Origin of the sequence: Amycolatopsis marina (assembly GCF_900111885.1) — a bacterium.
Lineage (GTDB): Bacteria > Actinomycetota > Actinomycetes > Mycobacteriales > Pseudonocardiaceae > Amycolatopsis > Amycolatopsis marina.
Genome location: NZ_FOKG01000001.1, coordinates 376,038 through 400,898, shown reverse-complemented (window position 1 = coordinate 400,898; position 24,861 = coordinate 376,038). Strand labels below are relative to the sequence as shown.

Sequence of the window (24,861 nt, the reverse complement as noted above, 5' to 3'; positions counted from 1 at the left end):
ATCTTCGAGCGGTCCTGCCGGTGACCGCCCGTCTGTGCCGAAGGGGTACCTCGCTTCTCGTAGATCAAACGCTTCGAGGGGCGAACTTGACGCGGAGCACTGGTTCCCCAAAGAATCCACTTCCGCGTATATAAGCCTTGTGTAATACTTCTGCCGTGGATGTTTTCGAAGCAGTGGCGGAACCGCATCGGCGGGCGTTGCTCGATCTGCTCGTCGAGCGGGAGCGGGCCGCGGGTGAGCTGGTGGCCTGCCTCCCGGACCTGAGCCAGCCCGCCGTGTCGCGGCATCTGCGGATCCTGCGTGAGGTGGGCCTGGTCGAGATGCGGCCCGACGGGCAACGGCGCATGTACGCGCTGCGCGCGGACGGGCTGGTCGAGATCGACGAATGGATCAGCCGCTACCGGCGCTACTGGCCCACGCATCTCGACGCGATCGAGCGACACCTCGCCGATACGCACGGAACGGAGAAAGGTGTGCAGAAACCATGAGTGAATACTCCCGGCACGGAATCCTGGAGATCGACGGCGACCGCGCCACGATGACGTTCCGGCGTCGCATTCCGTACCCCGTCGAGGCGGTGTGGGCGGCGCTGACCGACCCGGCCCAGCGCGGAAGCTGGTTCGGTGAGACCACGATCGAGCCGCGCAGGGGCGGTGTGATCGACATGTTGGCGAGCGAGCCGCCCGTTCCGCCGGAGGTCAAGCGAATGACCGGTCGGATTCTCGTCTGGGAGCCTCCGTCGGACAGTCGCACGGCCGTGCTCGAGCACGAGTGGAACCAGCAGATCGTCGAGGCCAGCGTGGTCCGTTACGAGCTGGCCGCTGACGGCGAGGCGACGATCCTGACGTTGACGCACTCCGGACTGTCGCCGCGCAACGCGAAGGGCTTCATCCCGGGCACGCACGCCTACCTGGACCGGCTCGAGGCCCACCTGGGAGAGGAGCCCATTCCCCTGTGGTCCACCCGCTACGAAGAGGTCGCCCCCGCCTACGCCTGACAGCACGATGGCCGCTTCGGACACTCGCCCGAAGCGGCCATCATGACCAGTATCCCGCGGGAGGCGGGTCAGGTGTGGATCAGAACGCGGCCTCGTCGACGTCCATCAGGTCGTTGTCGGCGGCCTCGACGATCGCGCGGCGGGAGGTGAGCTCCGGCAGCACGGTCCTGGCGAAGAACGACGCCACGGCGACCTTGCCGTTGTAGAACGGTACGTCCTTGCCGGACGCACCCGCGTCCAGCTTCGCCAGTGCGATCTCGGCCTGCTGCAGCAGCTTCCAGCCGACCAGCAGGTCGCCCGCGGACATCAGCAGCCGCACCGAGTGCTGGCCGACCTTGTTGACGTTCTGCGGGTCCTCCTGCGAGGAGGTCAGGTAGCCGACCAGCGAGCCGAGCATGCCCTGCGTGTCGTCCAGCGCCTGCTTGAGCAGCCCGCGCTCCTGCTTGAGCCGGCCAGCAGCAGCACCGCCCGCTTCCGCGTCGATGGTCTTGGTGATCTCCCCCGCGACGTGGGCCAGCGCCTGACCCTTGTCGCGGACGATCTTGCGGAAGAAGAAGTCCAGCGACTGGATGGCCGTTGTGCCCTCGTACAGCGAGTCGATCTTGGCGTCCCGCAGGTACTGCTCGATCGGGTAGTCCTGCAGGAAGCCGGAGCCGCCCAGCGTCTGCAGCGACTGCACGAGCTGCTCGGTGGCCCGCTCGGAGCCGACGCCCTTGACGATCGGCAGCAGCAGGTCGTTGACCCGCTCGGCCAGCTTCAGCGACTCGGCAGAGACATCGCCGCCTTCGCCAATCCAGACCTGGTCCTGGAAGGACGCGGTGTAGAGGTACACCGCGCGCAGGCCCTCGGCGTAGGCCTTCTGCAGCATCAGCGAGCGGCGGACGTCCGGGTGGTGCGTGATCGTCACCCTCGGCGCGGCCTTGTTCAGCATGTTCGGCAGGTCGGCGCCCTGCACGCGCTCCTTGGCGTACTCCAGTGCGTTCAGGTAGCCGGTGGAGAGCGTGGCGATGGCCTTGGTGCCGACCATCATCCGGGCGTACTCGATGACCTGGAACATCTGCGCGATGCCGTCGTGCACCTCGCCGAGCAGCCAGCCCTTGGCCGGGGTGCCGTGCTGGCCGAAGGTCAGCTCACACGTGGTGGAGACCTTGATCCCCATCTTGTGCTCGACGTTGGTCACGAAGGCGCCATTTCGGGCACCGGGCTCACCGGTCTCCGGGTCGAAGTGGAACTTCGGCACCAGGAACAGCGAGAGGCCCTTGGTGCCCGGCTTGGTCTCGATGCCCGGCCCCTCGGGACGGGCCAGCACCAGGTGCATGATGTTCTCGGTCATGTCCTGGTCGGCGGAGGTGATGAACCGCTTCACGCCGTCGATGTGCCAGGAGCCGTCCTCCTGCTGGACGGCCTTGGTGCGGCCCGCGCCCACGTCGGATCCGGCGTCGGGCTCGGTGAGGACCATCGTCGCGCCCCAGGCGCGGTCGATCATGAGCTGCGCCCAGCGCTTCTGCTCGTCGGTGCCGTTCTTGTCGACGATCATCGCGAAGTTCGGGCCGGCCATGTACATGAACAGTGCCGGGTTGGCGCCGAGGATCAGCTCGGACGCGGCCCACTGCACCGTGGGGGGCAGGCCGAAGCCGCCCAGGTGGTTGGGCAGGCCGAGCCGCCACCACTCGCCGTCCCAAAGCTGCTGGTAGCTCTTCTTGAACGACTCGGGCAGCGTGGCCGAGAACGTCTTCGGGTCGTAGACCGGCGGGTTGCGGTCCGCGTCGGCGAACGACTCGGCCAGGGGGCCGACCGCCAGGTTGTTCAACTCGGAGAGCACCCCGCGGGCCGTCTCCTCGTCGGACTCCTCCAGCACGCCCTTACCGAGGCGGTCCTGGACGCCCAGTACCTCGAAGAGGTTGAACTCCAGGTCTCGCACGTTGCTCTTGTAGTGGCCCATTCGTCTCTCCGTGTTCCCTGCGGTGCCGGTTGCCGTGTTGTGGTCGCATGCCGGCAGTGCACGTCATTCCCGCGGACATCGCTGCCCTACTGGCCGGTAACATCAGCATATTACCTGTGAGTAACCGTCGGCAAGCCGATTCGCCTGTTTGTGACGAATCCTGCTGACCGACAGGTGTCAGGCGACCGTGTTCGAGGTGCGCTCGGGCCGGGAGTTCACGGGCTGCTTCAGCGAGTCGTCCGGATGTATCACCAGCAGGCCGGACCGGAAGGCTGTCGTCACGGCGTGTGTGCGGTCCCGGGCGGACAGCTTGCGCAGGATGCTCTTGACATGTGTGCGTACGGTCTCCACCGACAGGTACAGCACCTTCGCGATGGCGGAGTTCTCCATGCCCTCGGCCACCAGCTGCAGTACCTGGTACTCCCGGCGGGACAGCGGCATCTGCCCGCGTGCGGGACCGGACCCGTCCCCGTTGTCCGGCACGGGCTGGCGCTTGGGCCGGGCGATGAGCGCCGTGAGGGCGGGGTCGACGAAACGGCGGTCGGTGTGTGCTCGGTGGATGGCCTCCGCGACCCGCCTCGGCTCGCCGGACCGGAGGACCACGCCATGGGCTCCGGTGGCGATCGCACACGTCAGGTACTCCGCGGTGCGCGTCGATTCCCGAACGAGGACGACGACCGACATCGACGTGTCGCCCGCGACGAGCAGCCGCAACAGGTGGCACTGCGGGTCCATGCCGGAGTCGAGCAGCAGTACGTCCGGCCGGACCTGCTCGCACAGCTGGAGGGCCGAGTGGTGGGACGCGGCGTAGCCGGCCCACTGCAGGCCCTGGGCTCGCTGCATCAATACGGCGAGGCCCTCCCGGAAGATCGGGATCGGGTCGATCGCGGCCACGCTCAGGCCCCGCGTGGCGCGGGTGGGCACCTGCGGCTGGCCTCGGTTCGTGCCCATGATGTGCGCCATTGACTCTCCATCTCCACTTCACCCTGGTCAGGGTGCGTTCGCCCACCACCTCCTGGCGGTGCTCCCCTGAGTAGCCGTCCCTTGCTCCCCGGTGTGACTCGGGACGAAGCAGCCCGTGACGCTTTTGATGGTCATTCATCGATTCCGTGACGCAGGTTCCCCCGAGAGGGGGGTCACACGGCCGAAACCGCGATCGGCCGGGTACTCGGCGTTACCTTTCGGTACCGATGTTGTCTGAGCTGTCACGAATGCCGGAGATGTCGGTTGCCAGTCGAAGTCGGCGGAACTCCGCTGCCAGCGTCGTGGGAGTCCAGTGCGCGTTGAGGCCGCTCGGATTCGGCAGGACCCAGATGTTCGTTTCGCCCATCCGCTCGTCCTGCCTGCCCACGGCGGCCTTCGGCCTGCCGAATGCGGCACGGTATGCCGTGATACCCACCACGGCGAGCCACGCGGGCCGGTACTCGGCGACCTTCTTCCGCAGCAGCCGGCCGCCCTCGCGGAGTTCCTCCGGTGTCAGCTCGTCGGCGCGAGCGGTGGTCCGTGCGACGAGATTGGTGATGCCGAGGCCGAGGGCAGGCAGCTCCATCTCCTCACTGGGATGCAGGAGACGTGGTGTGAATCCGCCGGCGTACAGGGCGGGCCAGAAGCGGTTGCCCGGCCGGGCGAAGTGCAGCCCGGTGGCACCGGAGTACAGGCCGGGGTTGATGCCGCAGAACAGGACCCGCAGCCCGTGGGCGATGACATCGGGGATCGCCCGGTTGTACGCCGCGGCGAGTTCGTCCTTGGTCGGCCGCTTCTCCTGTCGCACGGCTTTGAGTCTGCCCTTGCCGGGGTAACAACGCTGAATGCCGAGCAGAATTCTCGCGGTTGTCATCGACTGCCGCCGATGTCGGGAACTGGCCACCTTCTGGTGTGCGGCACTCGGGTACGAGGTGCTGCGCCGCTGGCAGGATGCCGACGGGCGGACGTATGTGGAGCTCGGCGCGCCGGGCAGGCCCATGCTGCTACTGCAGCCGGTGCCGGAGGAGAAGCGCGTCAAGAACCGGCTGCACCTCGACATCGTCCCGGACGACGGTGGCCAGTACGACGAGGTCGAACGGCTGGTCGGGCTCGGCGCGACCGTGGTCTCCGACGAGTCCCGTCATCCGTGGGTGTTGCTCGCCGACCCGGAGGGCAACGAGTTCTGCGTCCTGCCGCCACATTGAGCCGTGCCGCGCCGGGGTGGCCAAGTCGCGCTCGATTGCGTACGCTGTGTGACCTGTCACACAAGACGGCGGCAAGGGGGCTGGCGCGGACAATGCCTGACATCGCCCTGGTTCTTGCGCTCGTCCTGATCGTCCTCATCGCTGCTGCTGCCACTGTCGCGCACCAGGACCGGCGTGCGCAGCGGCGAGACGTCCTGCGTAGACGGGCACGGCTGGCGAGACTGGGCGAGCCGGACCCGGTGCTGTTGCCGGTGCGGGCAGAACATCGGTCACCGCAGTACTGGCACTGACCGCACTCAGCGAGCGCAGTAGCGCGAACAGCGCGGCCAGGATCCAGCCGAGCGCCGCTCCCGTCGTGTTCGACAGCAGATCGTCCACGTCGAAGATCCGATAGGCGAACGGCGCGGTGCCGAAGTTGGCGGTGAGCTGGGTGATCTCGATCAATGCGGACGCCCCGAGGCCGATCCCCACGGCTCCGGCGAACCGGCGCCGCCAGAGCAGTTTGGCGAAGACCCCGAGTGGGACGAACAGGAGCACGTTCATCGCGAGCTGCTCGAACGCCAGTGTCGTGATCGGACTTGCCGAACTCTGGGACTCGCGGACGACGTCGGCGATCCACTGCAGCGGCACCAGCTGGACGTTCTGGCTCAGGTGTGGATCTCCGGCGGACGGCAGTGGCAGCAGCACGACAGCCAGTGCGAGGCACGCGTAGAGCGTGACGACCGCGGTTCGCGTTACGCGGGCAGGCTGGACTCGGCCGTAGTGGGCCTGGTGCAGCAGGAGTTGCGGGACCAGCAGAGTCGCCCACACCGCGAGAAACCCGAGGAAGCCGTACTGCAGAGCCGTTGCCTGTGCCGTCGTCATGCCTCGAAGTTATGAGTCGAAGCGGGTCACCGACCTCGGTCGAAGAGCCGGACGCGACCCATCGGGTCGGCCGAATGGACGATGGCCGAACGGTGTCCTCCCGGTTGCCGGATATGGGCGAGTGCGGCACTTTCCCATCGAAATGGCGGGATCTCTTCTCCTGCGCCACTTCACCAGGCAAACTCCTCCGCCATGTGCGTCCCCAAGGGGATAGGACGCTGATGCGGAGGAACAATGACCAGATCACCCCGGCTGCTGCGTGCCGTTGTCGCGATCGCGACCACCGCGCTGGCCACCGTCGCGTATGCGGGTACCCCCGCGAGTGCGGCGCCAGAGCGGACCACCGATGTGCGGATCATCGCGTTCAACGACCTGCACGGCAACCTGGAGCCGCCCGCCGGGTCCTCCGGGCGCGTCCGCCTGCCGGACGGCTCGACGGTGGACGCGGGGGGTGCCGCGTACATCGCCACACACGTGCAACGCCTGCGCGACGAGGTGCGCAATTCGATGGTGCTCTCCGCGGGAGACAGCCTCGGAGCCTCACCGGTCATCTCGGCGCTGTTCCACGACGAGCCGACGATGGAGTTCCTCAACGACCTCGATGTCGAGGCGTCGGTGGTCGGTAACCACGAACTCGACGAGGGCTACGACGAGCTGCGCAGGATGCAGTTCGGCGGCTGCCACCCGGAGGACGGGTGCCAGTTCGACCGCAAGTACAAGGGTGCGGACTTCCCGTTCCTCGGCGCCAACATCTACTTCGACAACGGTGCTCCCGCTGTCCTGCCGTTCAGCATCGAGATGTCCGGCGGAGTGCCCATCGGCATCATCGGCGCCACACTGCGGGATCTGCCCACCGTGGTGACACCCGAGGCCATCGAGGGCCTCGAGTTCGGTGACGAGGTGGAGGCCATCAACCGGTCCTCCCGGTTCCTCGATCGGCTCGGCGTGAAGTCCCAGGTCGTGCTGCTGCACGAGGGTGACAACACCGAGGGTGGCGGTCCGAACGACTGCACGGTCACACCGGGTCCCGCGGCGCAGATCGCCGAGAAGGCCGCGCCCCAGGTGGACGCCTTCTTCACCGGGCACTCCCACCAGCAGTACAGCTGCATGATCGACGACCCCGCAGGCAACCCGCGCCCGGTGCTCCAGGGTGCGTCCTTCGGTAGGCTGCTGTCCGTCGTCGACCTCACCATCGACCGGAAGACCCGCGACGTGGTCCGGGACAAGACCAAGGCGCACAACGAGATCGTCACCAGGGATGTCGAGGCGGACGCCGACGTTCTCGAACTGATCGACCGGGCCAACGAGAAGGCCGCGCCGATCGCCAACGAGCCGATCGGCACCATCACCGCCGACCTCGTCCGTGCCGGCGGCGAGTCCGGCGAGTCCCCGCTCGGCTCGGTGATCGCCGACGCGCAGCTGGAAGCGACACGCACCAACGGCGCACAGATCGCGATGACCAACCCAGGAGGGATCCGCACCGACTTCGTCTACGAGTCCTCGGCCAATGGGGAGGGCGACGGCGTCGTCACGTACGGCGAGGCGTTCGCCGTGCAGCCGTTCTCGAACATCATGCAGACCATCACCCTCACCGGCGAGCAGCTGAAGCGGGTGCTGGAGCAGCAGTGGCAGGCGGACGCCACGCGAATCCTGCAGATCTCCTCGACGCTGAACTACACCTACTCGGCGTCCGCGCCGATCGGGTCGAAGGTCTCGAACATGACCATCGAGGGCACGCCGGTCGACCCGGCCGCGGAGTACCGGGTTTCGGTGAACAACTTCCTCGCCGCTGGTGGAGACGGGTTCACCGAGCTCACCAACGGCACGAACCTGTCCGGCGGTCCGGTGGACCTGGACGCGCTGATCGCCTACTTCGGCGCGAACCCGGGCATTGCGCCCCCACCCCCGGGGCGGATCACCGTCGTCGCATGATCAAGCTCAGGGCCGCCTCGGAAGGCGATCACCCCCGAGGCGGCCCGTGAGCTGGCGTTGCTGTTGCCGAGGTTGTTTCTGCGGCATTTCGCGAAGACCAGCCACTGGGCTTCCGCCTCGAACCGGGCTTCCCATTTCGCCAAGACAGGCGTGCTCCGGAGACGGAGAATCCGAGCATGCCAACCTGGGAACACGTGGTCGCGATCGCCGCTGAGCTGCCGGAAGTCGAGGAGTCGACGTCGTACCGCACGCCGTCACTGAAGGTGGCGGGCCGGAGTTTCGCCCGGCTGCGCACCGAGGCCGAAGGAGGTCTGGTGCTGATGTGCGGGCTGGACGAGAAGGCCGCGTTGCTCGAATCGGGTGATCCGGCGTTCTACACAACCACTCACTACGACGGCTACGGTGCGATCCTCGTGGACCTGGAGAAGGTGGACGAGGCGCAGTTGCGCGAGCTGCTCGAGGAGGCGTGGCGAATCAAGGCGCCGGTCAAACTGCGTAAAGCCTTCGACTCCCCAGTGGACTGACCGAGGGATGGGGCAGTCATCCCCGTACGACTGCTGGTCGTACGCGCATAATGCGCGCATGGGGAAAGTTTACGAGCGGATCGAGGGGCGGCTGCGGAGCTTCATCGAGGCACAGCCGGTCTTCTTCGTCGCCAGCGCTCCGCTGAGCGCGGACGGGCACGTCAATCTCTCGCCGAAGGGCAGGGCAGGCACGCTCGCCGTGCTCGACGAGCAGACGGTGGCATACCTGGACTTCGGCGGCAGCCATGCAGAGACGCTGGCGCACCTGCGGGAGAACGGCCGAATCACGCTGATGTGGTGTGCCTTCACCGGCCCGCCGAAGATCGTCCGAGTGCACGGACAGGGCGAGGCGGTGTTCCGCGACGATCCGCGCTGGAACGAGCTGATCGTCCATTTCGCCGATGCCGACGGTCCTGGCCTGCGCGCGATCGTGTTGGTGCGAGCGGGACTGATCAGCGACACCTGCGGTTTCGCGGTGCCGTTCATGGACTACCGCGAGGAGCGCACGCTGCACGCCGACAACTTCGGCCGCAAGACCGACGAGGAGTTCAGGGCCTACTGCGAAACCAAGCCGTACAACGGCACCAGCATCGACGGCCTCCCAGCCCTCCCCCTCCCCGTCCCACCCCGCCCCACCTGACTTTGCACTTCCGGCGCTCGACTTTGCAGTTCACGCACACGAGTTCGACGTTCAGGTACGCGAGTTGGCCCACTCGGTACGCAGCATCGCGTAGACGGCCTCGCTGCACCACTCGCCCTTGACGATCTCGTTCTCCACCAACGTGGCTTCGTGGCGCATTCCCAGTCGCTTCAGCAGCCCGGAGGATGCCGTGTTGCGAGCATCGCAACGGCCGATGATCCGGTGCAGCTGCAACTCCTCGAAGCCCAGGCGCAGCATTTCCACGGCGGCTTCGCGGGCGAAGCCCTGCCCGTGGTGGTCGGGGTGGAACACGTATCCGACCTCGCCCTGCTGATTGGCTTGGCTGTTCAACTGCAGGAGCACGTCACCGATCAGCTGACCGGTGTCCTTTCGTTCAACGGCGAGAACAAGGGCGTCGTTCTCCTGCTCGATCCGCACATTGTCCATGCGCCGCTCGACCATCTCGCGGACCTCGTCCTCCGACCGGACGTCCCAGTACAGATAGCGCACGACATCCGGCCGGGAGTGAATGGCGTGCGTGTCGGCGACATCGCTGGGGGTGAAGGGCCGAAGGTTGAGACGAGAAGTCTGGAGAGGATAGACGGGCCGCAGCATTCAACGAACGTAGCAGTGACACGATCAGGCGTCGCCGAGTTTTTCTCGGCCCAAGTCCTTCGTAGTCTTGACTCATGCCGCTGACCATTCGCCCGGCTCAGGAGCAGGATCTGCCCGGTCTGCTCGCGTTGTACGCCGAGATGCATCCGGACGACGAGCCCCTGGACGCGGAGCACGCGCGGCAGACCTGGCAGCACATCGCCGCGCAGCAGGGCAGGACCGTCCTCGTCGCGGACACGGACGCGGAACTCGCCGGCACCGTGGACTGCGTGATCCTGCCCTACCTGACGCGCAGGGCGCAGCCGATCATGCTGGTGGAGAACGTCGTGGTCGCCGCCGAACACCAGCGGCGGGGAGTTGGACGGGCCCTGCTGCGCCGCGCCGTCGAACTAGCGGACGAGGCCGGGTGTTACAAGGTGCATCTGCTGTCCGACCTCGGCGATCCCGAGGTGAACGCGTTCTACTCCGCGTGCGGATTCCAGCCGATCGCGCAGGGCTGGCGGCGGTACCTGCGTTGAGCACCAGGACGTCGGCACTACCGATTTGCGAGGAAGGCATGGATGCGATCGGTGATCTCGGGGTAGTCCCTCCCGAACCAGATCAGGTGGGTATCGGCGCGACTTTCCACGAGTTCCGCGTTCGGTAATGTCGCCAGCAGTGATTGCGCGTGGGCGAAGGGCACCGCGCCGTCGGAACGGGTCGCAATGATCAGTGTCGGCTGACGGGGGACTGTTTGAATGGGTTTCGCAAGTTGCCGCAGGTCGTTGCGGAACCCGTGACTCGAGCGCATCCGGGAGAACAGTTCTGACAACTCCGTGCGATCGGAGCTGTCGAGTTCGGCCAACACTTCAGCCGCGGACAGGGTGGACATCGATCCCAGCATGACCCGTAGTCCGGAAGCAGGCGAACGCCGCAGCAGCTTTCCCACAACCGCCCAGGTGCCGCGTTGCGTTATCGGGGCGAAGGCGATGGCCGCACCAATGCGAGTGCGGAGATCGGGCCAGGGCAGGAAACCCAAAGCGCTCTCCAGGATGATTCGACCCACCAGTTCGGGGTGTCGAGCAGCCAGCACGAGTGCGGACGGTCCGCCCGCCGAGGTCCCCACCACTCCCGCGAGATGCGGGATCTCGAGGTGTTCACAAAGGTCTCGGACGGCGTCGGCGAACCCCTCCAGGCTGGTGCCGCTGGACGCCGGCGTCCGGCCGTATCCGGGGCGTGAGACGGCGAGCACAGTGTGGTCGGCCAACGCGTCCTCGCCGAGGACGAGCCCGGCCCGCATATGGCCGCCGTGCAGTACCAGTACAACTGGGCCCGCGCGCCGTTTCAGCCGGTACTCCACCAGGCCGGTCCTCAAGTAAGCCAGCTCCGTCGGTCGATCTCCCGGGACCACCTGGCAGGCTCCTTCGCTCGGTCTTCGTGACCAATCCGACCCTATGGCCCTCGACCCGACGGGCGCTGCGCCGGCCCAGGCAGCGTGCTCATCGCCGAAATTCGCGCGACGGGCCAGCCCCTGCGGCAATACCGTGCACTGTCGTGGCCGACTTCAGCGAGTACACGGATCCCCGCCTCGTAACCCTTTACGACCCGTTGTGCACACACCGGCGGGACACGGACTTCTATCTCGGACTCGCGGCGGAATTCTCGGCGTCATCGGTTATCGACATCGGATGCGGGACTGGGCTGCTGGCCTGCGACCTCGCCGCCAGTGGGCACGATGTCATCGGTGTCGACCCGTCGCCCGCGATGATCGACTATGCCCGCAACCGTCCTGGCGGTGACCTGGTGCGGTGGATCGAGGGGGACGCAAGCCTGCTCGATGCGGAGCAGGCGGACCTGGTTGTCATGAACGGGCACGTGGCTCAGGTGATCGCGGATCATGCCGAATGGGACAGGACCCTCGCCGGTGCGCACCGAGCGCTGCGTCCGGGCGGCCGAATCGCGTTCGAGACCCGCAATCCCGGCGTGCACCGCTGGACGGTTTCGGGAGCGACCGAAGGAGAACCACGGCATGCGGTCGCAGCGGGCCTGGGGAAGGTCAAGGTGTGGTACCAGGTCACCGACGTGGACGGTGATCTGGTGCGCTTCCAGATGCACTACCTCGTCGTGTCGACCGGTGAGGAGCTGGTTTCGGGTGGTGAACTCCGGTTCCGCACACAGGGACAACTGACCCGCTCGCTGACCGAAACCGGGTTTTCCGTGGATCAGGTCTTCGGCGACTGGGGACGGCAATCCGTCGGCCCGGACAGCCCGGAACTGATCTTCATCGCAACTCGCGAATGAGGCCAGGCCGGGTCACTCGGCGAAGGTGAGGACCGCGAGGCTCTTGTCACCGTGGCACTTCGCACGGGGCAGCGCGATTCCCATGGGATCGTCTGTCGCTTCCCAGCACTGACAGCGCATGAGCGTCGTGGTGAGTTCCTCGGCATCGGCTTCGACGAGCGCGGGCCAGTCGGTGATGCCGAGGTGGTGCATCGTGTTGTAGGCGCCGTCACTGGCCAGGACGACCCACGGTGTCGCGCTGCTCGAGCGCCGCCTTGTGACAGCTTGCCAGGCTGCGGCGGGGTCGGTTCCGGCTGTCCAGTAGCCGCCGACACGGTTGCGGCGCTGAGCTTGCTGGGTCTGCAGTTCGCGGAGAACAGCCCGGTGCTCCTCGTCGTAGCCCGTTCCGGCAGCGAGGCGTTCGCGGTACTTGCGACGCGGCGGGAGATCGAGCCGGTCGACGCGATCGTCGGTCACCGTCTCGTCGGGCAGCACGAGCAGGTTGTCGCCGAGGACGAGCAGGTCCAGATGATCGTCGAGTTCCCGGACGATCGTGACTGTGCTGGAGGGCGACTCGGCGGGGTCCAGGCCGAGTTCCTGGGCCGCTTCCTGGATGGCCCAGGCGAGGGAAGCGCGCAGGTCGGCGTCGGGATATGTGGACAGGCTGTGGTGCAGTGATTTGCCGAGATGGTCCGCGTAGGTGCTCGCCGATACCGGCACGGGCACGAACGCGGACGCGCCGTCGAGCAGGATCACCGCGTTGTCGCTGGTGAAGAGCTTGTCAGCGCTGTGCTGGATGGGCGGCAGTTGAGCACTTTTGACTTGCATGGTTTCCACCCCACGTCGGTATCGAGTTGATCCTCGAGTACCCGGGGTACCTGCGCCTATCCGACTCGATCCGGTGAAGGGGGGACACGCTGACGACCGATGCTGGAGCTCCGTCAGAGCTGCCCGAAGAGATCTTCGGGCAGGTGCTCGCCTTGTAGTTCGTTGAGCGCCTCCCGGATCGAGCGCTCCTCGAAGGCGAAATGCGAGTCGCAGATGGCCGTGAGTCCGTCGAGGTGGCTGAGCAGTCGGGTCCGCTCCTGCAGTGACGGGTCGTCGGCCAGCGCGGACACCACGCGTTCGAGGTCGGCGATCAGTCCGGACATCATCGCGTGGTCCTGCTCGAGTTTGGTGATCACCGGTGCCAGCTCGGGAAACTGGTCGGCGATCTGGGGAAACGCCCCCGCGTCCTCGCCCGTGTGGTGCCTTGTCAGCGCTGAGCAGAAAGCCAGGCAGTGCACGGAAAGGGAGGATCCTGAGTGTGCCGGCGCGGTTCCGTCCTCGATCTGCTGCCGTACCTGCCGCAGATCTCCGCGCAGCCGGTCGTGGATGGCGACGAGCTCGTCCCCCAGCCGCCGCAGCCGGTCGGCTGCCCCCCGTGTCTGCGTCATCACCGATGATTCGACCATTCCACTGAACTTCGGGCAAGCCCGACTGGTTAACCGTGGCCGATACGGGCGAGCAAACGCGCGCTGGGCACAACATCGTGTGGCAGGTGTCGCAACTTGACGACGTCAGCGGTGATGCCGTGTCGCTCAAGGGTTTCCCGCAGCGACGCCCAGTGGTCGGCTGCCATGTCCTCCCGGGAGCGATCAGCGGGTGGTTCGTCCGGGCCGACCACCATGCGTGCGGTCTCGCTGATGTCCTCAAGTGAGGTGTGGGTCCATATATCGAGGATGGCCTCCGAGGTGTGGCTGATGGATGAGCTCCACCCGCGATCACCGAGAAGGACGACATGGCCGCCGTCGCTGAGTTCGGCGACGAGGCGTGCCGAGACACTCAGCTGAGTCCTGCTCTCAACGTCCCCGTCGATATCGACGCAAGTCACCAACCGTGCCACCGTAGCCATCTACTCATGGTCACAGAAGATGGAAGCCTTCCTACGGCCCTCCCGGTACTGGAATATGGGGCTCGAGGTGCACGTACGGGAGCACGGCGAAATCCGTCTGGCGCCACACGGGTTCGCGCGGGATGCGGCGGCACAAGCACACAGCATCGAGCGTGACGAGTTCAACCCCGCGGCAGTCCAGGCTGTCGGCGGGATACATGCGAGCTTTCAGAGTTGTGCTCGGAACGAGGCTGATCGTCGAGCGAGACGACGCCGTGCCGGACAGCGCTCCAGGTATCGATCCCCGTCGCGAACTCGCGGATCACCTTTGAAATTTTCTTTATCAGGGTACGGATCGACCTATTCGTCGAGGTCATTTTTCAGCTTCCTTTCTGCCACCTAGAAGCACCACGGCAGCGACGATGGCGAAGCAGGTGTAGGCGATGGCTGCTATCGCCAGTGCTGCTGTGGCTCCTTGGTCATAGAACCCGCTTGGGCCGGGGATGCCTTGTGTCTGGTCCAGGTACATGGAGAGTGCTCCCAGCGTCGCGATGCCGCCGCCGGCCCCCAGAGCGAAGCTGCTCTCCTGCACGGCACCGGCGTCGGCAGTTCGCTGTTCGGGGGCGGCATTCATGATGGCGTTGGCTCCGATTGCCATCACGACTCCCGCTCCGACACCAATGAACAGCCAGGTAATCATTTGAATGGCTGGTCCCACGGTGGTGAGGAGCAGCAGGCCGACAGAGGTCAGCGCGACCCCGCAGACGAGTGTGCTGTTCTGGCCTAGCCGGCGTTGTGTGGCGGGGCCGACGATTCCTCCGAGTGCGCTGGAGATCGCCAGCGGCATCAGGGTGATTCCGGCGTGGACGGCTGACATGCCGTGGACGAGCTGAAAGCGCTGCGTGAGGATGAAGATCACTGCGGTGAACACACCGTTGGTCACCATAACCACGACTGCGGCGACTGCGAAGTTGCGCTGCGTGAACAGTCGTACGTCGAGAAAGGGCCGATACATCCGTAGTTGACGGATTACGAAGCTCACGGCTGCGGCCATTCCTCCGGCGAGGACAACTATCGTGGTCCAGAATGGAATCTGCTGTTCCGGCAGCATTTTCAAGCCCGCGATCAGTAAACCAACAGCACCTGCCGAGAGCAGAGTGCTGGCCGCGTCCAGGACCGGGGCGTCGGGATTCTTGGACTCGGTCAGGACGATCAGCGCCAGGATGAGGCACACGCCAAGTACTGGGAGGTTGACGAGAAAGACCCATCGCCAGTGACCGAGTTCCACCAGGGCTCCCCCGAGCATGGGCCCCAGCGCTGAACCCGCACTGAAACTGGCTGTCCACACGCCATACGCCACGGCTCGATGATCGCTACCACGGAAGGTGATTCTGATAATTGCCACGGTTGCGGCGATCAGCATCGCGCTGCCAAGCCCCTGGCCCGCGCGGGTCAGGATGAGCACTTCGGATGACTCCGCCATCGTGGCCAGGGCGGCAGCGGCCAAGGCGACCCCGAGTCCCGTGAGATAGATGCGTTTGCGTCCATACCGGTCAGCGAGCACCGCGCTGGGCACGAGACTCGCGCCGGCAGCCAACGCGTAGCTGTCTGCCGCCCACAAGGTGTTTATCGGTCCCAGACCGATGTCAGATGCCATCGCCGGAAGGGCGACGGCCACCTTCGTCATATCGGTCCCGCCCAGGAACATGACGATCGCCAGCACGCCGAGGGTTGCCCAGTTCCTTGCCGTAATGCCCTGGTCGATGGGCATTGTTGGTTGAGAGTTGCGCACCAGGGTGACCTTCCACTGCTTGCGTGAACCATCCGCTACTGGCAGTTCTACGGCACCCGAGAGCGCTCTTCCAGGTTCATCTTCTGCACGAAATCGTGCACTATTGGTGCATGATTGATCCCCGGCTGCAGTTGCTCATCGCCGTCAGTGAGTACGGGACGGTTACCGCTGCGGCAGAAGCTCTCTACCGCAGCCCCTCAGGGGTGTCGAAACAGCTCAAGGAGTTGGCGGCCGAACTCGACATCGATCTGTTGGAGCGCCACGGACGTCGAGTCCGACTCACTGAAGCAGGGAACCGGCTGGTCGACCATGCCCGCACGATGAATGCCCAGTGGGAAGCCGCACTCAGTGATACTGCTGCTGCCGCCAGGCAACTGTGCGGGCCTGTCCCGCTGGGCGGGTTCCCCACGGCGGTGTCGGCGCTGATCGCGCCCACCATCCGGGTACTCCGTGCCAAGCACCCTGGGCTGACGCCCACTGCGCACGAGATCTACTCGAACGACCTTCTGCGAAGTCTGGAAAGTGGCGTCATCGACGTCGGCATCTACGTCGCGGGTGAGGATGCCTGCTATCTGGATCAGCACCTCGTGACGGTCACCGACCTGATTGACGATCCCATCGACCTGCTTGTGCCGACCGGACACCCGTTCGCCCAGCTCGAAGGCGTCACGCTGGAAGACGCATCCGAAGAGGAATGGGTCTCAGGTCGCCGGCACCAGGACTCCTACATCGAACTACTCGCGGCCACGCGCGCGGTCGGTTACTCGCCACGCGTCACCCACTTCGCACAAGAACTCACCGCGATCACCGCACTGGTCGCCCAGGGACTTGGCATAACCGCCGTGCCCCGGATAGCCACTACGGTTCCTCACCCGCACACCGTGCGCGTCCCGCTCAGCGGCAACAACGTTCCGCAACGAAAGATCGTCATCTGTACCCGACGAGGCGCCGAAACAAACCCTCGAATCGCGGCCGCCGCCGAAGAGCTCCGATCCACCGCCACCAGCCTCACCGCGTGACTCAGCGCCGCAGCGGTAGTCTGCGTTGACACAATGGCACGGCGCGCAACGTGATCTAGAACGACGAAAGCCCCAGGTCTACAGTGGACGACCGCTGACCTGGGACTTTCGTGTTGGAGCGGATGACGGGAATCGAACCCGCGTATTCAGCTTGGGAAGCTGATGTTCTACCATTGAACTACATCCGCAGCGCGTCCCAAGCATACTATGGCCCGCTCGCGCGCCTGCAAGAGCCCTTCCCTGACACGCTCCCCTTGACTGGGCCGCCGCGAAGTGACAACACTTGTTGTCGACATCGTGTTGCGAGGTGGGCAAAGCATGGCCGACAAGGTTTCCGAGGAACACCTGCAGGAGCCGGAGCTCTTCCGGCAGGGCGGGTTGCGCCTCGCCGCGAAGCTCTTCGTTCCCGGCGACATCCACGTCGACGAGCATCAGCTTCGCCGTGTCCGTGAGTTCGCCCAGCAGGAGGACCCGCTGGCCGACGCCGTCGTCGCCATGATGCAGCGCCTTCCGGCGGGCCAGGGGCGGGAGCTGTTCGAACGCGCTCTCGCCGAGGGCGTGGACACCCTTGATGATCCGCCCGCCGAGCTTGTCGCCTTCTTCCGGTCGGTCGAGGCCACGCCGTACTGGGTCGACGACGATCGCCTTGCCCGTGGCGCCAGGGCGATCACCCGCACCGGCCTGCTCGGCCTCTTTCCCCTTGCCGACATGTCGCTGATGGGCGGCTACCTCGCCTCCCGGGCCACGAAGTCCCTGGTCGGCACCGGTGAGATCGAGTACATGGCAGGCAAGCGCCTCGTCGAGACCGCCACCTGGTGGATCCACGTCACCACCGAGGGCGCCCTCCGGCACGGCGAGCGCGGATACACCTCCGCGCTGCGCGTGCGGCTGGTGCACGCCCACGTCCGCGCCGCGATGAACGGGCGTGACGACTGGGACTACGCCGCGTGGGACCGCCCGGTCAACCAGGTGCAGACCACCGGCACCCTGCTGCTCTTCTCCCAGGTCTTCGTCCTCGGCACCCAACTGCTCGGCGTCCGCTACTCCGAGCGCGAGCGCGCCGACATCCTGCACCTCTGGCGCTACGTCGGCTGGCTGCTCGGCATCTCCGACGAACTGCTCCCCGCCGATGAGGAGGACGCCTGGCGGATGCTCTGGCTGCTCGCCGCCACCGAGTTCATCCCCGACGACGACTCCAAGCGCCTCGCCGCCGCGCTGGTCAAGGCCCACGCCGCCGTCGGCGAGGGGCGCGGCCCCTTCGGCGCCGTGCTCTCCCACGTCTCGGTCCGCGTGCACTCCTCCATCAGCAGGCTCGTCCTCGGCCGCGAGAACGCCGATTTTCTCGAACTGCCGAACGACCCCGTGGCGCAGGGTGCTGTGGTCGCCGTCGCCGCCGTCAACTTCGCCGCGGAGACCGTCCGCCGGCGCGTTCCCGGTGCGACCGCCTTGCAGGAGCGGCTGGGCGCGGTCGGCAGGCAGCAGTACGTCCGAAGGCTCGGTCGCATTTTCCGCCCCGACACCACCTACGCCTCTCACATGCGTGTGACGCCCCGGTCGGCCGCCTGAGCTGGGTGGTTAGGCTGGCCGCGTGCTGCTCAGTGACCGGGACCTCGCCAAAGAGCTCGACTCCGGACGTCTCGGAGTCGACCCCTTCACGCCCAACATGCTGCAACCGTCGAGCATCGACGTGCGGCTGGACCGCTTCTTCCGAGTCTTCGACAACACCAAGTACACCCACATCGACCCGTCCCTCCAGCAGGACGAGCTGACGTCATTGGTGGAGAAGGGGGTCGAGGCGGAACCATTCGTCCTGCACCCCGGAGAGTTCGTCCTCGGCTCCACGTTCGAGCTGTTCAGTCTGCCTGACGACCTAGCGGGCCGCCTCGAGGGCAAGTCGTCCCTGGGCCGCCTCGGTCTGCTGACCCACTCGACCGCCGGGTTCATCGACCCCGGGTTCTCCGGGCACATCACCCTTGAACTGTCGAACGTGGCGAACCTGCCGATCACCCTGTGGCCCGGCATGAAGATCGGCCAGCTCTGTCTGTTCCGGCTCTCCAGTGCCGCCGAACACCCCTACGGCTCGTCCCAGGCCGGTTCGCGGTACCAGGGCCAGCGGGGGCCGACGCAGAGCAGGGCCTACCTCAACTTCGACCGTGTCAACACGAAGCGTGATAGTTGACGCGACAGTACGACGCGATCGTGGCTAGAAATGCCGAGATCTAGCAACTTAAAGTACTGAAGGAGCTTCCAGCCTTCACTCTTCAGTGGTAATTTGCCGCTTCGTGTCCTCCCCGAGACCGAACCGTAAGCCATTGCTCGTGGCGTTCAGCGTCGTGCTCGGCGTGGCCATCGCCGCCAGCGGCCAGTACTTCGTCGACCGCCCACAAGGCGAAGCACCCGAGGACTCCGGGGCGTCCATGCTCATCGCAGCGCCGTCCCCGAATGGCGGGTTCGCGGGGCCGGCACAGAGTTCCACCTCCGCCGGCACGAAGGCCGAGACCGGTTCGGGCGCACCGTCCACGTCCACCACCACCAGCGAGACCACCACGGACAAGAAGTCCGCGGAGACCTCCAGCAATTCGCCGGACAGCACGACCTCGTCGAAGGACACAAAAGCGCCCACGGCGGACGACGAGACGACCACCGATCCGCCCGCCACGCGCAACGAGACCACCACGGACAAGCCGCCACGGCACACGCAGCCGCCCGCTGCCCGCGGCGACAGCAAGGCCGCACGCGTGGTCGAGCTGGTGAACTACGTGCGGCAACGGGCCGGGTGCGACTCGCTTCGCACCGACGGCAGGCTCACCGCAGCCGCACAGGGGCACAGCGACGACATGTCGGCCCGCGGCTACTTCTCCCACACCAGTCCGGAGGGCACGAGCTTCGCGGACCGCGCTCGCGCCGCAGGCCACCCCTCGCCGGGAGCGGAGAACATCGCCAGGGGGCTCTCCGAGCCCGAGGACGTCATGCGGATGTGGATGGAGTCACCCGGCCACCGCCAGAACATCCTCAACTGCGAGCTGGAGACCATCGGCGTCGGCGTGACCACGAGGGGTTGGTACTGGACCCAGGTCTTCGGCTACTAGGGCGTCAGCTTCCCGCGAGTTCCCTCACAGAGCGTCCCGTAAGGCGTCGTAGCTCGCGGAGAGGCTGTCCCAGGCCTGGTTGCAGCGGAAGTCGAGCTGTCCGTCGTCGGTCCGGCCGCCTCCGGCGAACCAGGGCTCGCAGGGGGCGATCTCGGCGAGCTGCCTGCGAACCTCGCCAATCGCCGTACGCGCGGCCTCAGCCAGCGGGTCGGCCTGCTGCTCGACCTCGCTGATCACCTCGGCCACGTCGGGCATGAGATTGGCGCAGTTGTCGATCGGGTCGACCGGCTCGCCCGCGAGCTTGGGGACGCAGGCCGCGAGCAGGACGGCGATCGCGTCGACCTTCGGCCGCAGTTCCGGCAGCGACGAGGACGCCGAAGTGGCGGTGGCGGACGGAGCGCTCGTGGGCACGGACGTCTCTGCGTCGCACGCGGTCAACAGCACGGTGAGCGCAGCGAGCACGGCGAAGTGGCGTCGCACGATGGTTCTCCTGTGGCTTGCGTGAAGGCCGGACACCGTCGGAGTCTGGTACTACCGTGCGGTCCTGAGACTCGGCTGGCCGGAACAGGCAGCGAGAACACCTCAGTATTCTCCTGGCCGCCCGGCTGGACGGGCCGTCGCCGACGCGGCCCACCCCTCAGATCGCCCCGAAGTCTCCGTGCCTGCCCGCGCCCGAGGCGAACCGTTGCGCACCCTCGAGACTGTCGGTGGTCAGTGACACCAGCCCGTGCCGGAACTCGCCCTCCAGCGCCGCCCGCTCGTCCAGCCCGTCCTGTTCCAGCACCGACAACCGGTCCTGGCGCATGCAGGTCTGCGGGAACCGAGCCAGGTCCGCGGCCAGTTCCTCGGCCGCCACTCTGGCCTGACCGGTCGGGACGACGCGGTTCACCAGGCCCATCGCGTGCGCCTCGGCCGCGCCGACCGGCCTGCCGGTGAGGATCAGGTCCATCGCCCTGCTCTGCCCGATCAGCCGGGGCAGCCGGACGGTCCCGCCATCGATGAGCGGGACTCCCCAGCGGCGGCAGAACACCCCGAGCACGGCGTCCTCCTCCGCCACCCGCAGGTCGCACCAGGTCGCCAACTCCAGTCCGCCCGCCACCGCGTGCCCGGCGATCGCGGCGATCACCGGCTTGGACAGGCGCATCCTCGTCGGGCCCATCGGGCCGTCGGCGTCGATGTCCTCGTCCAGCCGGTTGCCGTTCTCCGTGCCCACCGACTTGAGGTCGGCTCCCGCGCAGAAGGCCCCGCCCTCGCCCCACAGCACCGCGACCGCCGCGTCCTCGTCGGCGTCGAAGGCGCGGAACGCCTCGGCCAGTGCCGATGCGGTCGGGCCGTCCACGGCGTTGCGTTTCTCCGGCTGGGCCAGGATCACGGTGGTGACCGGGCCCGAGCGCTCCACGCGCACAGCCATCAGTTCTCCCTACGAGGTCGGGAACCGTAGTCACCGAAGGGTTCGTCGCGTTCGCGCACCGCCTGCCGGAAGCCGACCTGCCCGGCTCGGGCGACGAACGCCTGTCCCTCGCCGGTGTGCCGGGCGACTCCGTCGAGAAACGTGCCCAGCGTGCGCGACGAGGCGAACCCCATGTTCTCCACGGTCTGGTTGCACAGCAGCTTCAACATCTCCAGCTGGTTTCCCGGCAGCTTCGCCATCCGCTCGGCCAGCCCGAACGCGTGCTCGGTCAGCCGGTCGTCCGGGACGCACTCACCGATCAGACCGATCTCGGCCGCCGTCCGCGCCGGAATCTCGTCCCCGGTGAGCAGATAGCGCTTCGCCTTCTCGAAACCCATCCGGTACACCCACATCGCGGTGGTCGGCGTGCCCCACACCCGTGACGGCGGGTACCCGAAGACGGCGTTCTCGGCCGCGACGATCACATCCGTGCAGAGCACCATGTCCGTGCCACCCGCGATGCACCAGCCCTGCACCGCCGCGATCGTCGGCTTCGCCGCGTACCAGAACTTCAGGTAGACGTCGACGAAGCCGGACATCATCCGGAAATCCTTCGCCGAGTCCCACACCTGCTCGGCCTCGGCGCCGGCCTGGTACTCGGTCGACCAGTCCAGCCCGTATCCGGCGCAGAACGCGGGTCCGTCGGCCCGCAGCAGCATCACCCGGACGGCGGGGTCGGCGTCCGCGTCGTCGATCGCCGCCGACAGTGCGTCCCGCAGTTCCGGCGTGATCGTGTTGTACTGCTCTGGCCTCGCCAGGACGATCGAGCGAACGCCCGCCTCGGTCTCGGTCCGGATGCAGTCGCTCACGCCCGCACCTGCGCCCGCTCGATGATCGAACGGGTGTCGATGCCGGTGGGCAGCGTGCCGAAGGCGACGCCCCAGTCCCCGCCGAACCGGGAAGCGCAGAAGGCATCGGCCAAGGCTTTGTCGCCGTACCGGACCAGCAGCGATCCCTGCAGGACCAAGGCGAACGTCTCCACCAACCTGCGCGCCCTGAACTCGATGTCATCCAAATTGGACAGTTCCTTGCGGAGGCGCGCGGTGGCGTCGTCCAGCCGCGAATCCGCACCCGCCGCGAGGTCCACCTCCGCGAAGTACGCCTCGATCGTCTCCGGCTGCTTCGCCATTGCGCGCAACGAATCCAGCGCCGCGACGTTGCCCGAGCCTTCCCAGATCGAGGCCAGCGGCGCCTCCCGGTACAACCGGGGCATCCCGGATTCCTCGACGTAGCCGTTACCGCCGAGGCATTCCAGCGCCTCCGCCGCGTGCGCGGGTGCCCGCTTGCACACCCAGTACTTGGTCACCGCGAGCCCGAGCCTGCGGAACAGCTCCTCCTGCTCGTCACCGGCGTTGGCGCGGTCGGTTGCGCCGGCCAGGCGCAGTCCCACGGTCGTCGCTGCCTCGGCCTCGATCGCGAGGTCCGCCAGCACGTTCGCCATCAGCGGCTGATCCATGAGGTTCTTGCCGAACGCCTGCCGGTGCGTCGCGTGGTGCACGGCCTGCACGACGCCGTAGTGCATCCCCGCCGCACTGCCGACCGCGCAGTCGAGCCGGGTGTTGTTGACCATGTCGATGATCGTGCGGACACCGCGGCCCTCTTCCCCGACCAGCCAGCCGACCGCGTGGTCGTACTCCAGTTCGGCCGAGGCGTTGGACCGGTTGCCCAGCTTGCTCTTCAGCCGTTGCAGCCGGAGCCGGTTACGGGTGCCGTCCGGCAACACTCTCGGCAGCAGGAAGCAGGAGAGGCCGCCAGGTGCCTGCGCCAGTGTCAGGAACATGTCCGACATCGGCGCCGAGGTGAACCATTTGTGCCCGGTGATGACGTAGCTGCCGTCCGCGACGGGACGAGCCATGGTGGTGTTCGCCCGCACGTCCGAGCCGCCCTGCTTCTCGGTCATCGACATGCCCGCGATCAGTCCGCGCTTCGTGCTCGGCTCGCGCAGGCCGTAGTCGTACTCGGTCGCGGCCAGCAGTTCCTCGTACTTCCCGGCCAGTTCGGGGGTGTGCCGCAGCGCGGGCACCGCCGCGTACGTCATCGAGATCGGGCAGATGTGCCCGGACTCGACCTGCATCCACACGTAGGTCTTCGCCGCGCGAGCGACGTGCGCACCCGTGCGGTCCTGCTGCCACGGCGTCGCGTGCAGGCCGTGGCCGACCGCGACGCGCATCAGGTCGTGCCAGTGTGGATGGAACTCGACCTCGTCGATGCGGTGGCCGTACCGGTCGTGCGTCTTCAGCACCGGCGGGTTCTCGTTGGCGAGCCTGCCCCATTCCTGCACCTGCTCGGTGCCGGCGAGCCTGCCGAGTTCGCGCAGTTCCGGCTCGGCCCAGCCGGCACCCTCGCGATGCAGGGACTCCAGCAGTGCCGGGTCGTCGGCGACGTCGTGGCCGATCAGCGGCGGCACCTGGTTGGTGACCTCGTGGGTATCAGCGCTCAGCGGAGGTGAAGTCACGCTCTCAGGTGGTTTATCAGGCATGGCCAGCTCCTAACGTGCGAAGGAAGAGGGTGCGCAGTTCGGGGAGGACGTCGGGCCCGCCGGTGGTGAGCGGGCCGATCAGGACCTCGGCCGCGGCGCCGACCAGCGCGGCCGCCGTCAGCTGCGAGTCCTGCGGCGGCAGCACGCCGTCCGCGATGCCCTCGTCGATGCGGGCGGCGACGATGTTGCGGAAGGCCTTCCGGAACTCCAGGCGTTCCGCCTCCACGGGCGCGTCGACCGGCTCGGCCAGCAGGGCGTAGGCCATCCGGGGGGTCTTCATGGCGCGCTGGGCGAACGTCTCGAACACGGCGACGATCCGTTCGGCGACGGTGCCCGCACGCCGCGAGGCGGCCTCGACCGCCGCGACCTCGCGGCTGACCACGATCCGGAACAGTTCGGCGACCAGCTCGGCCTTGTTCGGGAAGTGCTTGTACACGCTGCCCGTGGCGATCTCGGCCCGTGCCGCGACGGCGTTGACCGAACACCCCGCGTAGCCGTTCTCCGCCAGCAGCTCGACAGCGGCGTCGAGGATCGCCGCTCGTTGACTGTCCAGCCGCGCCTGGACCTTGGGAGTGCGCCGGTAAGCCACGCAAGAAGTGAACCACCGATTCACTTCTTCGGGCAACCCCTCCCGACTGGCCTGTGTCTGATGAGCGCGCGGTCGCGAACCCGTCTGCGGAGCGCGACCTGGTCGCCGGCGATACCGTTGCTTGGTATGCGGCTCCCCGAAGGTCTCGCCAGGTTCAACCGGCACGTCACCAACCCGGTCCAGCGCCTCTGGGCAGGACGCCTGCCGGGCTTCGCGATCATCGAACACACCGGCCGCCGCTCCGGGCGCGGCTACCGAACCCCGGTGAACGCCTTTCCCGTCGAGGGCGGCTTCGCGCTGCTGCTGACCTACGGCCCGGACCGGGACTGGCTGAAGAACCTGCGGGCAGCGGGCGGCGGCCAGATCGAGTACCGCGGCCACACCGTGCCCGTCATCGCGGGCGAGCCGGTACGCACCGAATCCGCCGACTTCCTGCCCAACCTGCCCGCGACGATCGCGCGAAGGCTGCGCATCGAGTACGCGTTGCTGCTCACCACCTGCTGAGCGGTTAGCTACCCGGACCTGCGACACAGGTCACTCCGTGGCTTTCGGGTGCTTCGGGCCGGCGTACTGGATCCACACGGTCCGCTTCAGGCAGGACATCCAGCGTCAAGGTGCGGAAGCCCTCG

At 67.0% G+C, this 24,861-nt stretch carries 28 protein-coding genes and 1 tRNA gene; 13 read left to right on the top strand and 16 right to left on the bottom strand.

The features are described from left to right. The first annotated feature begins 155 nt into the window (after nucleotides 1–155). Nucleotides 156–488 (top strand): ArsR/SmtB family transcription factor, encoded by a 333-nt coding sequence (locus BM199_RS02030; RefSeq protein WP_091668523.1) that lies wholly within the window; start codon nucleotides 156–158, stop codon nucleotides 486–488. Further along, the gene (locus tag BM199_RS02025; RefSeq protein ID WP_091668520.1) at nucleotides 485–997 is read left to right on the top strand and encodes an SRPBCC family protein; all 513 of its coding nucleotides are present in this window, start codon (nucleotides 485–487) and stop codon (nucleotides 995–997) included. Before BM199_RS02030 ends, BM199_RS02025 begins: the two co-directional genes overlap by 4 nt. Nucleotides 998–1,076: 79 nt before the next feature. Here the strand turns inward: BM199_RS02025 and BM199_RS02020 are convergent, their stop codons facing one another. The 3 genes from BM199_RS02020 to mug all read right to left on the bottom strand — a co-directional run bounded on the left by BM199_RS02020 (nucleotide 1,077) and on the right by mug (nucleotide 4,710). Next, nucleotides 1,077–2,939 (bottom strand): acyl-CoA dehydrogenase, encoded by a 1,863-nt coding sequence (locus tag BM199_RS02020; protein ID WP_091668517.1) that lies wholly within the window; start codon nucleotides 2,937–2,939, stop codon nucleotides 1,077–1,079. Between the two features lie 177 nt (nucleotides 2,940–3,116). Then, on the bottom strand, nucleotides 3,117–3,902 hold the full coding sequence (locus BM199_RS02015) for a LuxR C-terminal-related transcriptional regulator (protein WP_245788077.1): 786 nt from the start codon (nucleotides 3,900–3,902) through the stop codon (nucleotides 3,117–3,119). A 211-nt stretch (nucleotides 3,903–4,113) separates the two neighbouring features. Next, nucleotides 4,114–4,710, bottom strand: a complete 597-nt coding sequence (mug, locus tag BM199_RS02010; RefSeq protein WP_245788076.1) for a G/U mismatch-specific DNA glycosylase — start codon at nucleotides 4,708–4,710, stop codon at nucleotides 4,114–4,116. A gap of 37 nt (nucleotides 4,711–4,747) precedes the next feature. Here mug and BM199_RS02005 point away from each other — a divergent pair, with 37 nt between their 5' ends. After that, nucleotides 4,748–5,107: a VOC family protein gene (locus tag BM199_RS02005; RefSeq protein WP_091669644.1), complete on the top strand. Its 360-nt coding sequence runs from the start codon at nucleotides 4,748–4,750 to the stop codon at nucleotides 5,105–5,107. A gap of 135 nt (nucleotides 5,108–5,242) precedes the next feature. On the opposite strand, the gene BM199_RS01995 is transcribed toward BM199_RS02005, so the two are convergent. Then, nucleotides 5,243–5,971 carry a VanZ family protein gene (locus tag BM199_RS01995; RefSeq protein WP_245788075.1) on the bottom strand — a complete coding sequence of 243 codons (729 nt, stop codon included), beginning with the start codon at nucleotides 5,969–5,971 and terminating at the stop codon, nucleotides 5,243–5,245. Nucleotides 5,972–6,205: 234 nt separating this feature from the next. Here BM199_RS01995 and BM199_RS01990 point away from each other — a divergent pair, with 234 nt between their 5' ends. From BM199_RS01990 to BM199_RS01980, 3 genes are all read left to right on the top strand, one after another. Beyond that, nucleotides 6,206–7,903, top strand: coding sequence for a bifunctional metallophosphatase/5'-nucleotidase (locus tag BM199_RS01990; RefSeq protein WP_091668510.1), 1,698 nt, complete (start codon nucleotides 6,206–6,208; stop codon nucleotides 7,901–7,903). 176 nt (nucleotides 7,904–8,079) lie between these two features. Further along, nucleotides 8,080–8,427, top strand: a complete 348-nt coding sequence (locus tag BM199_RS01985) for an MmcQ/YjbR family DNA-binding protein (RefSeq protein WP_091668508.1) — start codon at nucleotides 8,080–8,082, stop codon at nucleotides 8,425–8,427. Between the two features lie 58 nt (nucleotides 8,428–8,485). Then, nucleotides 8,486–9,067, top strand: coding sequence for a pyridoxamine 5'-phosphate oxidase family protein (locus BM199_RS01980; RefSeq protein WP_091668505.1), 582 nt, complete (start codon nucleotides 8,486–8,488; stop codon nucleotides 9,065–9,067). A gap of 51 nt (nucleotides 9,068–9,118) precedes the next feature. Here the strand turns inward: BM199_RS01980 and BM199_RS01975 are convergent, their stop codons facing one another. Beyond that, nucleotides 9,119–9,682: a GNAT family N-acetyltransferase gene (locus BM199_RS01975; RefSeq protein WP_091668502.1), complete on the bottom strand. Its 564-nt coding sequence runs from the start codon at nucleotides 9,680–9,682 to the stop codon at nucleotides 9,119–9,121. 74 nt (nucleotides 9,683–9,756) lie between these two features. On the opposite strand from BM199_RS01975, the gene BM199_RS01970 reads away from it, so the two are divergent. Beyond that, on the top strand, nucleotides 9,757–10,200 hold the full coding sequence (locus BM199_RS01970; RefSeq protein WP_091668499.1) for a GNAT family N-acetyltransferase: 444 nt from the start codon (nucleotides 9,757–9,759) through the stop codon (nucleotides 10,198–10,200). Between the two features lie 17 nt (nucleotides 10,201–10,217). Here the strand turns inward: BM199_RS01970 and BM199_RS01965 are convergent, their stop codons facing one another. Further along, nucleotides 10,218–11,036: an alpha/beta hydrolase family protein gene (locus tag BM199_RS01965; RefSeq protein WP_091669641.1), complete on the bottom strand. Its 819-nt coding sequence runs from the start codon at nucleotides 11,034–11,036 to the stop codon at nucleotides 10,218–10,220. A 179-nt stretch (nucleotides 11,037–11,215) separates the two neighbouring features. Here BM199_RS01965 and BM199_RS01960 point away from each other — a divergent pair, with 179 nt between their 5' ends. Next, nucleotides 11,216–11,962, top strand: a complete 747-nt coding sequence (locus BM199_RS01960) for a class I SAM-dependent methyltransferase (RefSeq protein ID WP_091668497.1) — start codon at nucleotides 11,216–11,218, stop codon at nucleotides 11,960–11,962. 12 nt (nucleotides 11,963–11,974) lie between these two features. Here BM199_RS01960 and BM199_RS01955 read toward each other — a convergent pair whose 3' ends face one another. The 4 genes from BM199_RS01955 to BM199_RS01940 form a co-directional block, all read right to left on the bottom strand. Further along, nucleotides 11,975–12,769: a hypothetical protein gene (locus BM199_RS01955; RefSeq protein WP_091669638.1), complete on the bottom strand. Its 795-nt coding sequence runs from the start codon at nucleotides 12,767–12,769 to the stop codon at nucleotides 11,975–11,977. Nucleotides 12,770–12,882: 113 nt separating this feature from the next. Further along, nucleotides 12,883–13,377: a hemerythrin domain-containing protein gene (locus tag BM199_RS01950; RefSeq protein WP_177242434.1), complete on the bottom strand. Its 495-nt coding sequence runs from the start codon at nucleotides 13,375–13,377 to the stop codon at nucleotides 12,883–12,885. 47 nt (nucleotides 13,378–13,424) lie between these two features. Beyond that, the gene (locus tag BM199_RS01945) at nucleotides 13,425–13,835 is read right to left on the bottom strand and encodes a hypothetical protein (protein WP_091668491.1); all 411 of its coding nucleotides are present in this window, start codon (nucleotides 13,833–13,835) and stop codon (nucleotides 13,425–13,427) included. Nucleotides 13,836–14,187: 352 nt separating this feature from the next. Then, nucleotides 14,188–15,585, bottom strand: coding sequence for an MFS transporter (locus tag BM199_RS01940; protein ID WP_091668488.1), 1,398 nt, complete (start codon nucleotides 15,583–15,585; stop codon nucleotides 14,188–14,190). Nucleotides 15,586–15,737: 152 nt separating this feature from the next. On the opposite strand from BM199_RS01940, the gene BM199_RS01935 reads away from it, so the two are divergent. Further along, nucleotides 15,738–16,625, top strand: coding sequence for a LysR family transcriptional regulator (locus BM199_RS01935; protein WP_218160275.1), 888 nt, complete (start codon nucleotides 15,738–15,740; stop codon nucleotides 16,623–16,625). Nucleotides 16,626–16,739: 114 nt separating this feature from the next. On the opposite strand, the gene BM199_RS01930 is transcribed toward BM199_RS01935, so the two are convergent. Then, nucleotides 16,740–16,813: transfer RNA gene (locus BM199_RS01930), tRNA-Gly, on the bottom strand. 130 nt (nucleotides 16,814–16,943) lie between these two features. On the opposite strand from BM199_RS01930, the gene BM199_RS01925 reads away from it, so the two are divergent. The 3 genes from BM199_RS01925 to BM199_RS01915 all read left to right on the top strand — a co-directional run bounded on the left by BM199_RS01925 (nucleotide 16,944) and on the right by BM199_RS01915 (nucleotide 19,714). Next, nucleotides 16,944–18,191 (top strand): oxygenase MpaB family protein, encoded by a 1,248-nt coding sequence (locus tag BM199_RS01925; protein ID WP_091668482.1) that lies wholly within the window; start codon nucleotides 16,944–16,946, stop codon nucleotides 18,189–18,191. Between the two features lie 22 nt (nucleotides 18,192–18,213). Further along, the gene (gene dcd / locus BM199_RS01920; RefSeq protein ID WP_091668480.1) at nucleotides 18,214–18,804 is read left to right on the top strand and encodes a dCTP deaminase; all 591 of its coding nucleotides are present in this window, start codon (nucleotides 18,214–18,216) and stop codon (nucleotides 18,802–18,804) included. Nucleotides 18,805–18,907: 103 nt separating this feature from the next. Then, the gene (locus tag BM199_RS01915; protein WP_143101742.1) at nucleotides 18,908–19,714 is read left to right on the top strand and encodes a CAP domain-containing protein; all 807 of its coding nucleotides are present in this window, start codon (nucleotides 18,908–18,910) and stop codon (nucleotides 19,712–19,714) included. Between the two features lie 24 nt (nucleotides 19,715–19,738). On the opposite strand, the gene BM199_RS01910 is transcribed toward BM199_RS01915, so the two are convergent. From BM199_RS01910 to BM199_RS01890, 5 genes are all read right to left on the bottom strand, one after another. Then, nucleotides 19,739–20,194, bottom strand: a complete 456-nt coding sequence (locus tag BM199_RS01910) for a hypothetical protein (protein WP_091668474.1) — start codon at nucleotides 20,192–20,194, stop codon at nucleotides 19,739–19,741. Between the two features lie 157 nt (nucleotides 20,195–20,351). Next, on the bottom strand, nucleotides 20,352–21,125 hold the full coding sequence (locus BM199_RS01905) for a crotonase/enoyl-CoA hydratase family protein (protein WP_091668471.1): 774 nt from the start codon (nucleotides 21,123–21,125) through the stop codon (nucleotides 20,352–20,354). Next, a complete protein-coding gene (locus tag BM199_RS01900) occupies nucleotides 21,125–21,973 on the bottom strand; it encodes a crotonase/enoyl-CoA hydratase family protein (protein WP_091668468.1) in 849 nt (282 codons plus the stop codon). The genes BM199_RS01905 and BM199_RS01900 overlap by 1 nt, the downstream gene beginning before the upstream one ends. Then, complete coding sequence (locus BM199_RS01895) at nucleotides 21,970–23,643, bottom strand: acyl-CoA dehydrogenase family protein (RefSeq protein WP_091668466.1); 1,674 nt, start codon at nucleotides 23,641–23,643, stop codon at nucleotides 21,970–21,972. Before BM199_RS01895 ends, BM199_RS01900 begins: the two co-directional genes overlap by 4 nt. Next, the gene (locus tag BM199_RS01890) at nucleotides 23,636–24,232 is read right to left on the bottom strand and encodes a TetR/AcrR family transcriptional regulator (RefSeq protein WP_091668463.1); all 597 of its coding nucleotides are present in this window, start codon (nucleotides 24,230–24,232) and stop codon (nucleotides 23,636–23,638) included. Before BM199_RS01890 ends, BM199_RS01895 begins: the two co-directional genes overlap by 8 nt. A 126-nt stretch (nucleotides 24,233–24,358) precedes the next feature. On the opposite strand from BM199_RS01890, the gene BM199_RS01885 reads away from it, so the two are divergent. Next, the gene (locus tag BM199_RS01885; RefSeq protein ID WP_091668460.1) at nucleotides 24,359–24,736 is read left to right on the top strand and encodes a nitroreductase family deazaflavin-dependent oxidoreductase; all 378 of its coding nucleotides are present in this window, start codon (nucleotides 24,359–24,361) and stop codon (nucleotides 24,734–24,736) included. Nucleotides 24,737–24,861 lie beyond the last annotated feature (125 nt).

Excerpts from the sequence above, each read along its gene's own strand:
- BM199_RS02025 (WP_091668520.1), top strand. The coding sequence starts at position 485 with ATGAGTGAATACTCCCGGCACGGAATCCTGGAGATCGACGGCGACCGC.
- BM199_RS02020 (WP_091668517.1), bottom strand. The coding sequence starts at position 2,939 with ATGGGCCACTACAAGAGCAACGTGCGAGACCTGGAGTTCAACCTCTTC.
- BM199_RS02015 (WP_245788077.1), bottom strand. The coding sequence starts at position 3,902 with ATGGCGCACATCATGGGCACGAACCGAGGCCAGCCGCAGGTGCCCACC.
- BM199_RS02005 (WP_091669644.1), top strand. The coding sequence starts at position 4,748 with ATGCCGAGCAGAATTCTCGCGGTTGTCATCGACTGCCGCCGATGTCGG.
- BM199_RS01995 (WP_245788075.1), bottom strand. The coding sequence starts at position 5,971 with ATGACGACGGCACAGGCAACGGCTCTGCAGTACGGCTTCCTCGGGTTT.
- BM199_RS01990 (WP_091668510.1), top strand. The coding sequence starts at position 6,206 with ATGACCAGATCACCCCGGCTGCTGCGTGCCGTTGTCGCGATCGCGACC.
- BM199_RS01985 (WP_091668508.1), top strand. The coding sequence starts at position 8,080 with ATGCCAACCTGGGAACACGTGGTCGCGATCGCCGCTGAGCTGCCGGAA.
- BM199_RS01980 (WP_091668505.1), top strand. The coding sequence starts at position 8,486 with ATGGGGAAAGTTTACGAGCGGATCGAGGGGCGGCTGCGGAGCTTCATC.
- BM199_RS01975 (WP_091668502.1), bottom strand. The coding sequence starts at position 9,682 with ATGCTGCGGCCCGTCTATCCTCTCCAGACTTCTCGTCTCAACCTTCGG.
- BM199_RS01970 (WP_091668499.1), top strand. The coding sequence starts at position 9,757 with ATGCCGCTGACCATTCGCCCGGCTCAGGAGCAGGATCTGCCCGGTCTG.
- BM199_RS01955 (WP_091669638.1), bottom strand. The coding sequence starts at position 12,769 with ATGCAAGTCAAAAGTGCTCAACTGCCGCCCATCCAGCACAGCGCTGAC.
- BM199_RS01950 (WP_177242434.1), bottom strand. The coding sequence starts at position 13,377 with ATGACGCAGACACGGGGGGCAGCCGACCGGCTGCGGCGGCTGGGGGAC.
- BM199_RS01945 (WP_091668491.1), bottom strand. The coding sequence starts at position 13,835 with ATGGCTACGGTGGCACGGTTGGTGACTTGCGTCGATATCGACGGGGAC.
- BM199_RS01940 (WP_091668488.1), bottom strand. The coding sequence starts at position 15,585 with ATGCCCATCGACCAGGGCATTACGGCAAGGAACTGGGCAACCCTCGGC.
- BM199_RS01925 (WP_091668482.1), top strand. The coding sequence starts at position 16,944 with ATGGCCGACAAGGTTTCCGAGGAACACCTGCAGGAGCCGGAGCTCTTC.
- BM199_RS01905 (WP_091668471.1), bottom strand. The coding sequence starts at position 21,125 with ATGGCTGTGCGCGTGGAGCGCTCGGGCCCGGTCACCACCGTGATCCTG.
- BM199_RS01895 (WP_091668466.1), bottom strand. The coding sequence starts at position 23,643 with ATGCCTGATAAACCACCTGAGAGCGTGACTTCACCTCCGCTGAGCGCT.
- BM199_RS01885 (WP_091668460.1), top strand. The coding sequence starts at position 24,359 with ATGCGGCTCCCCGAAGGTCTCGCCAGGTTCAACCGGCACGTCACCAAC.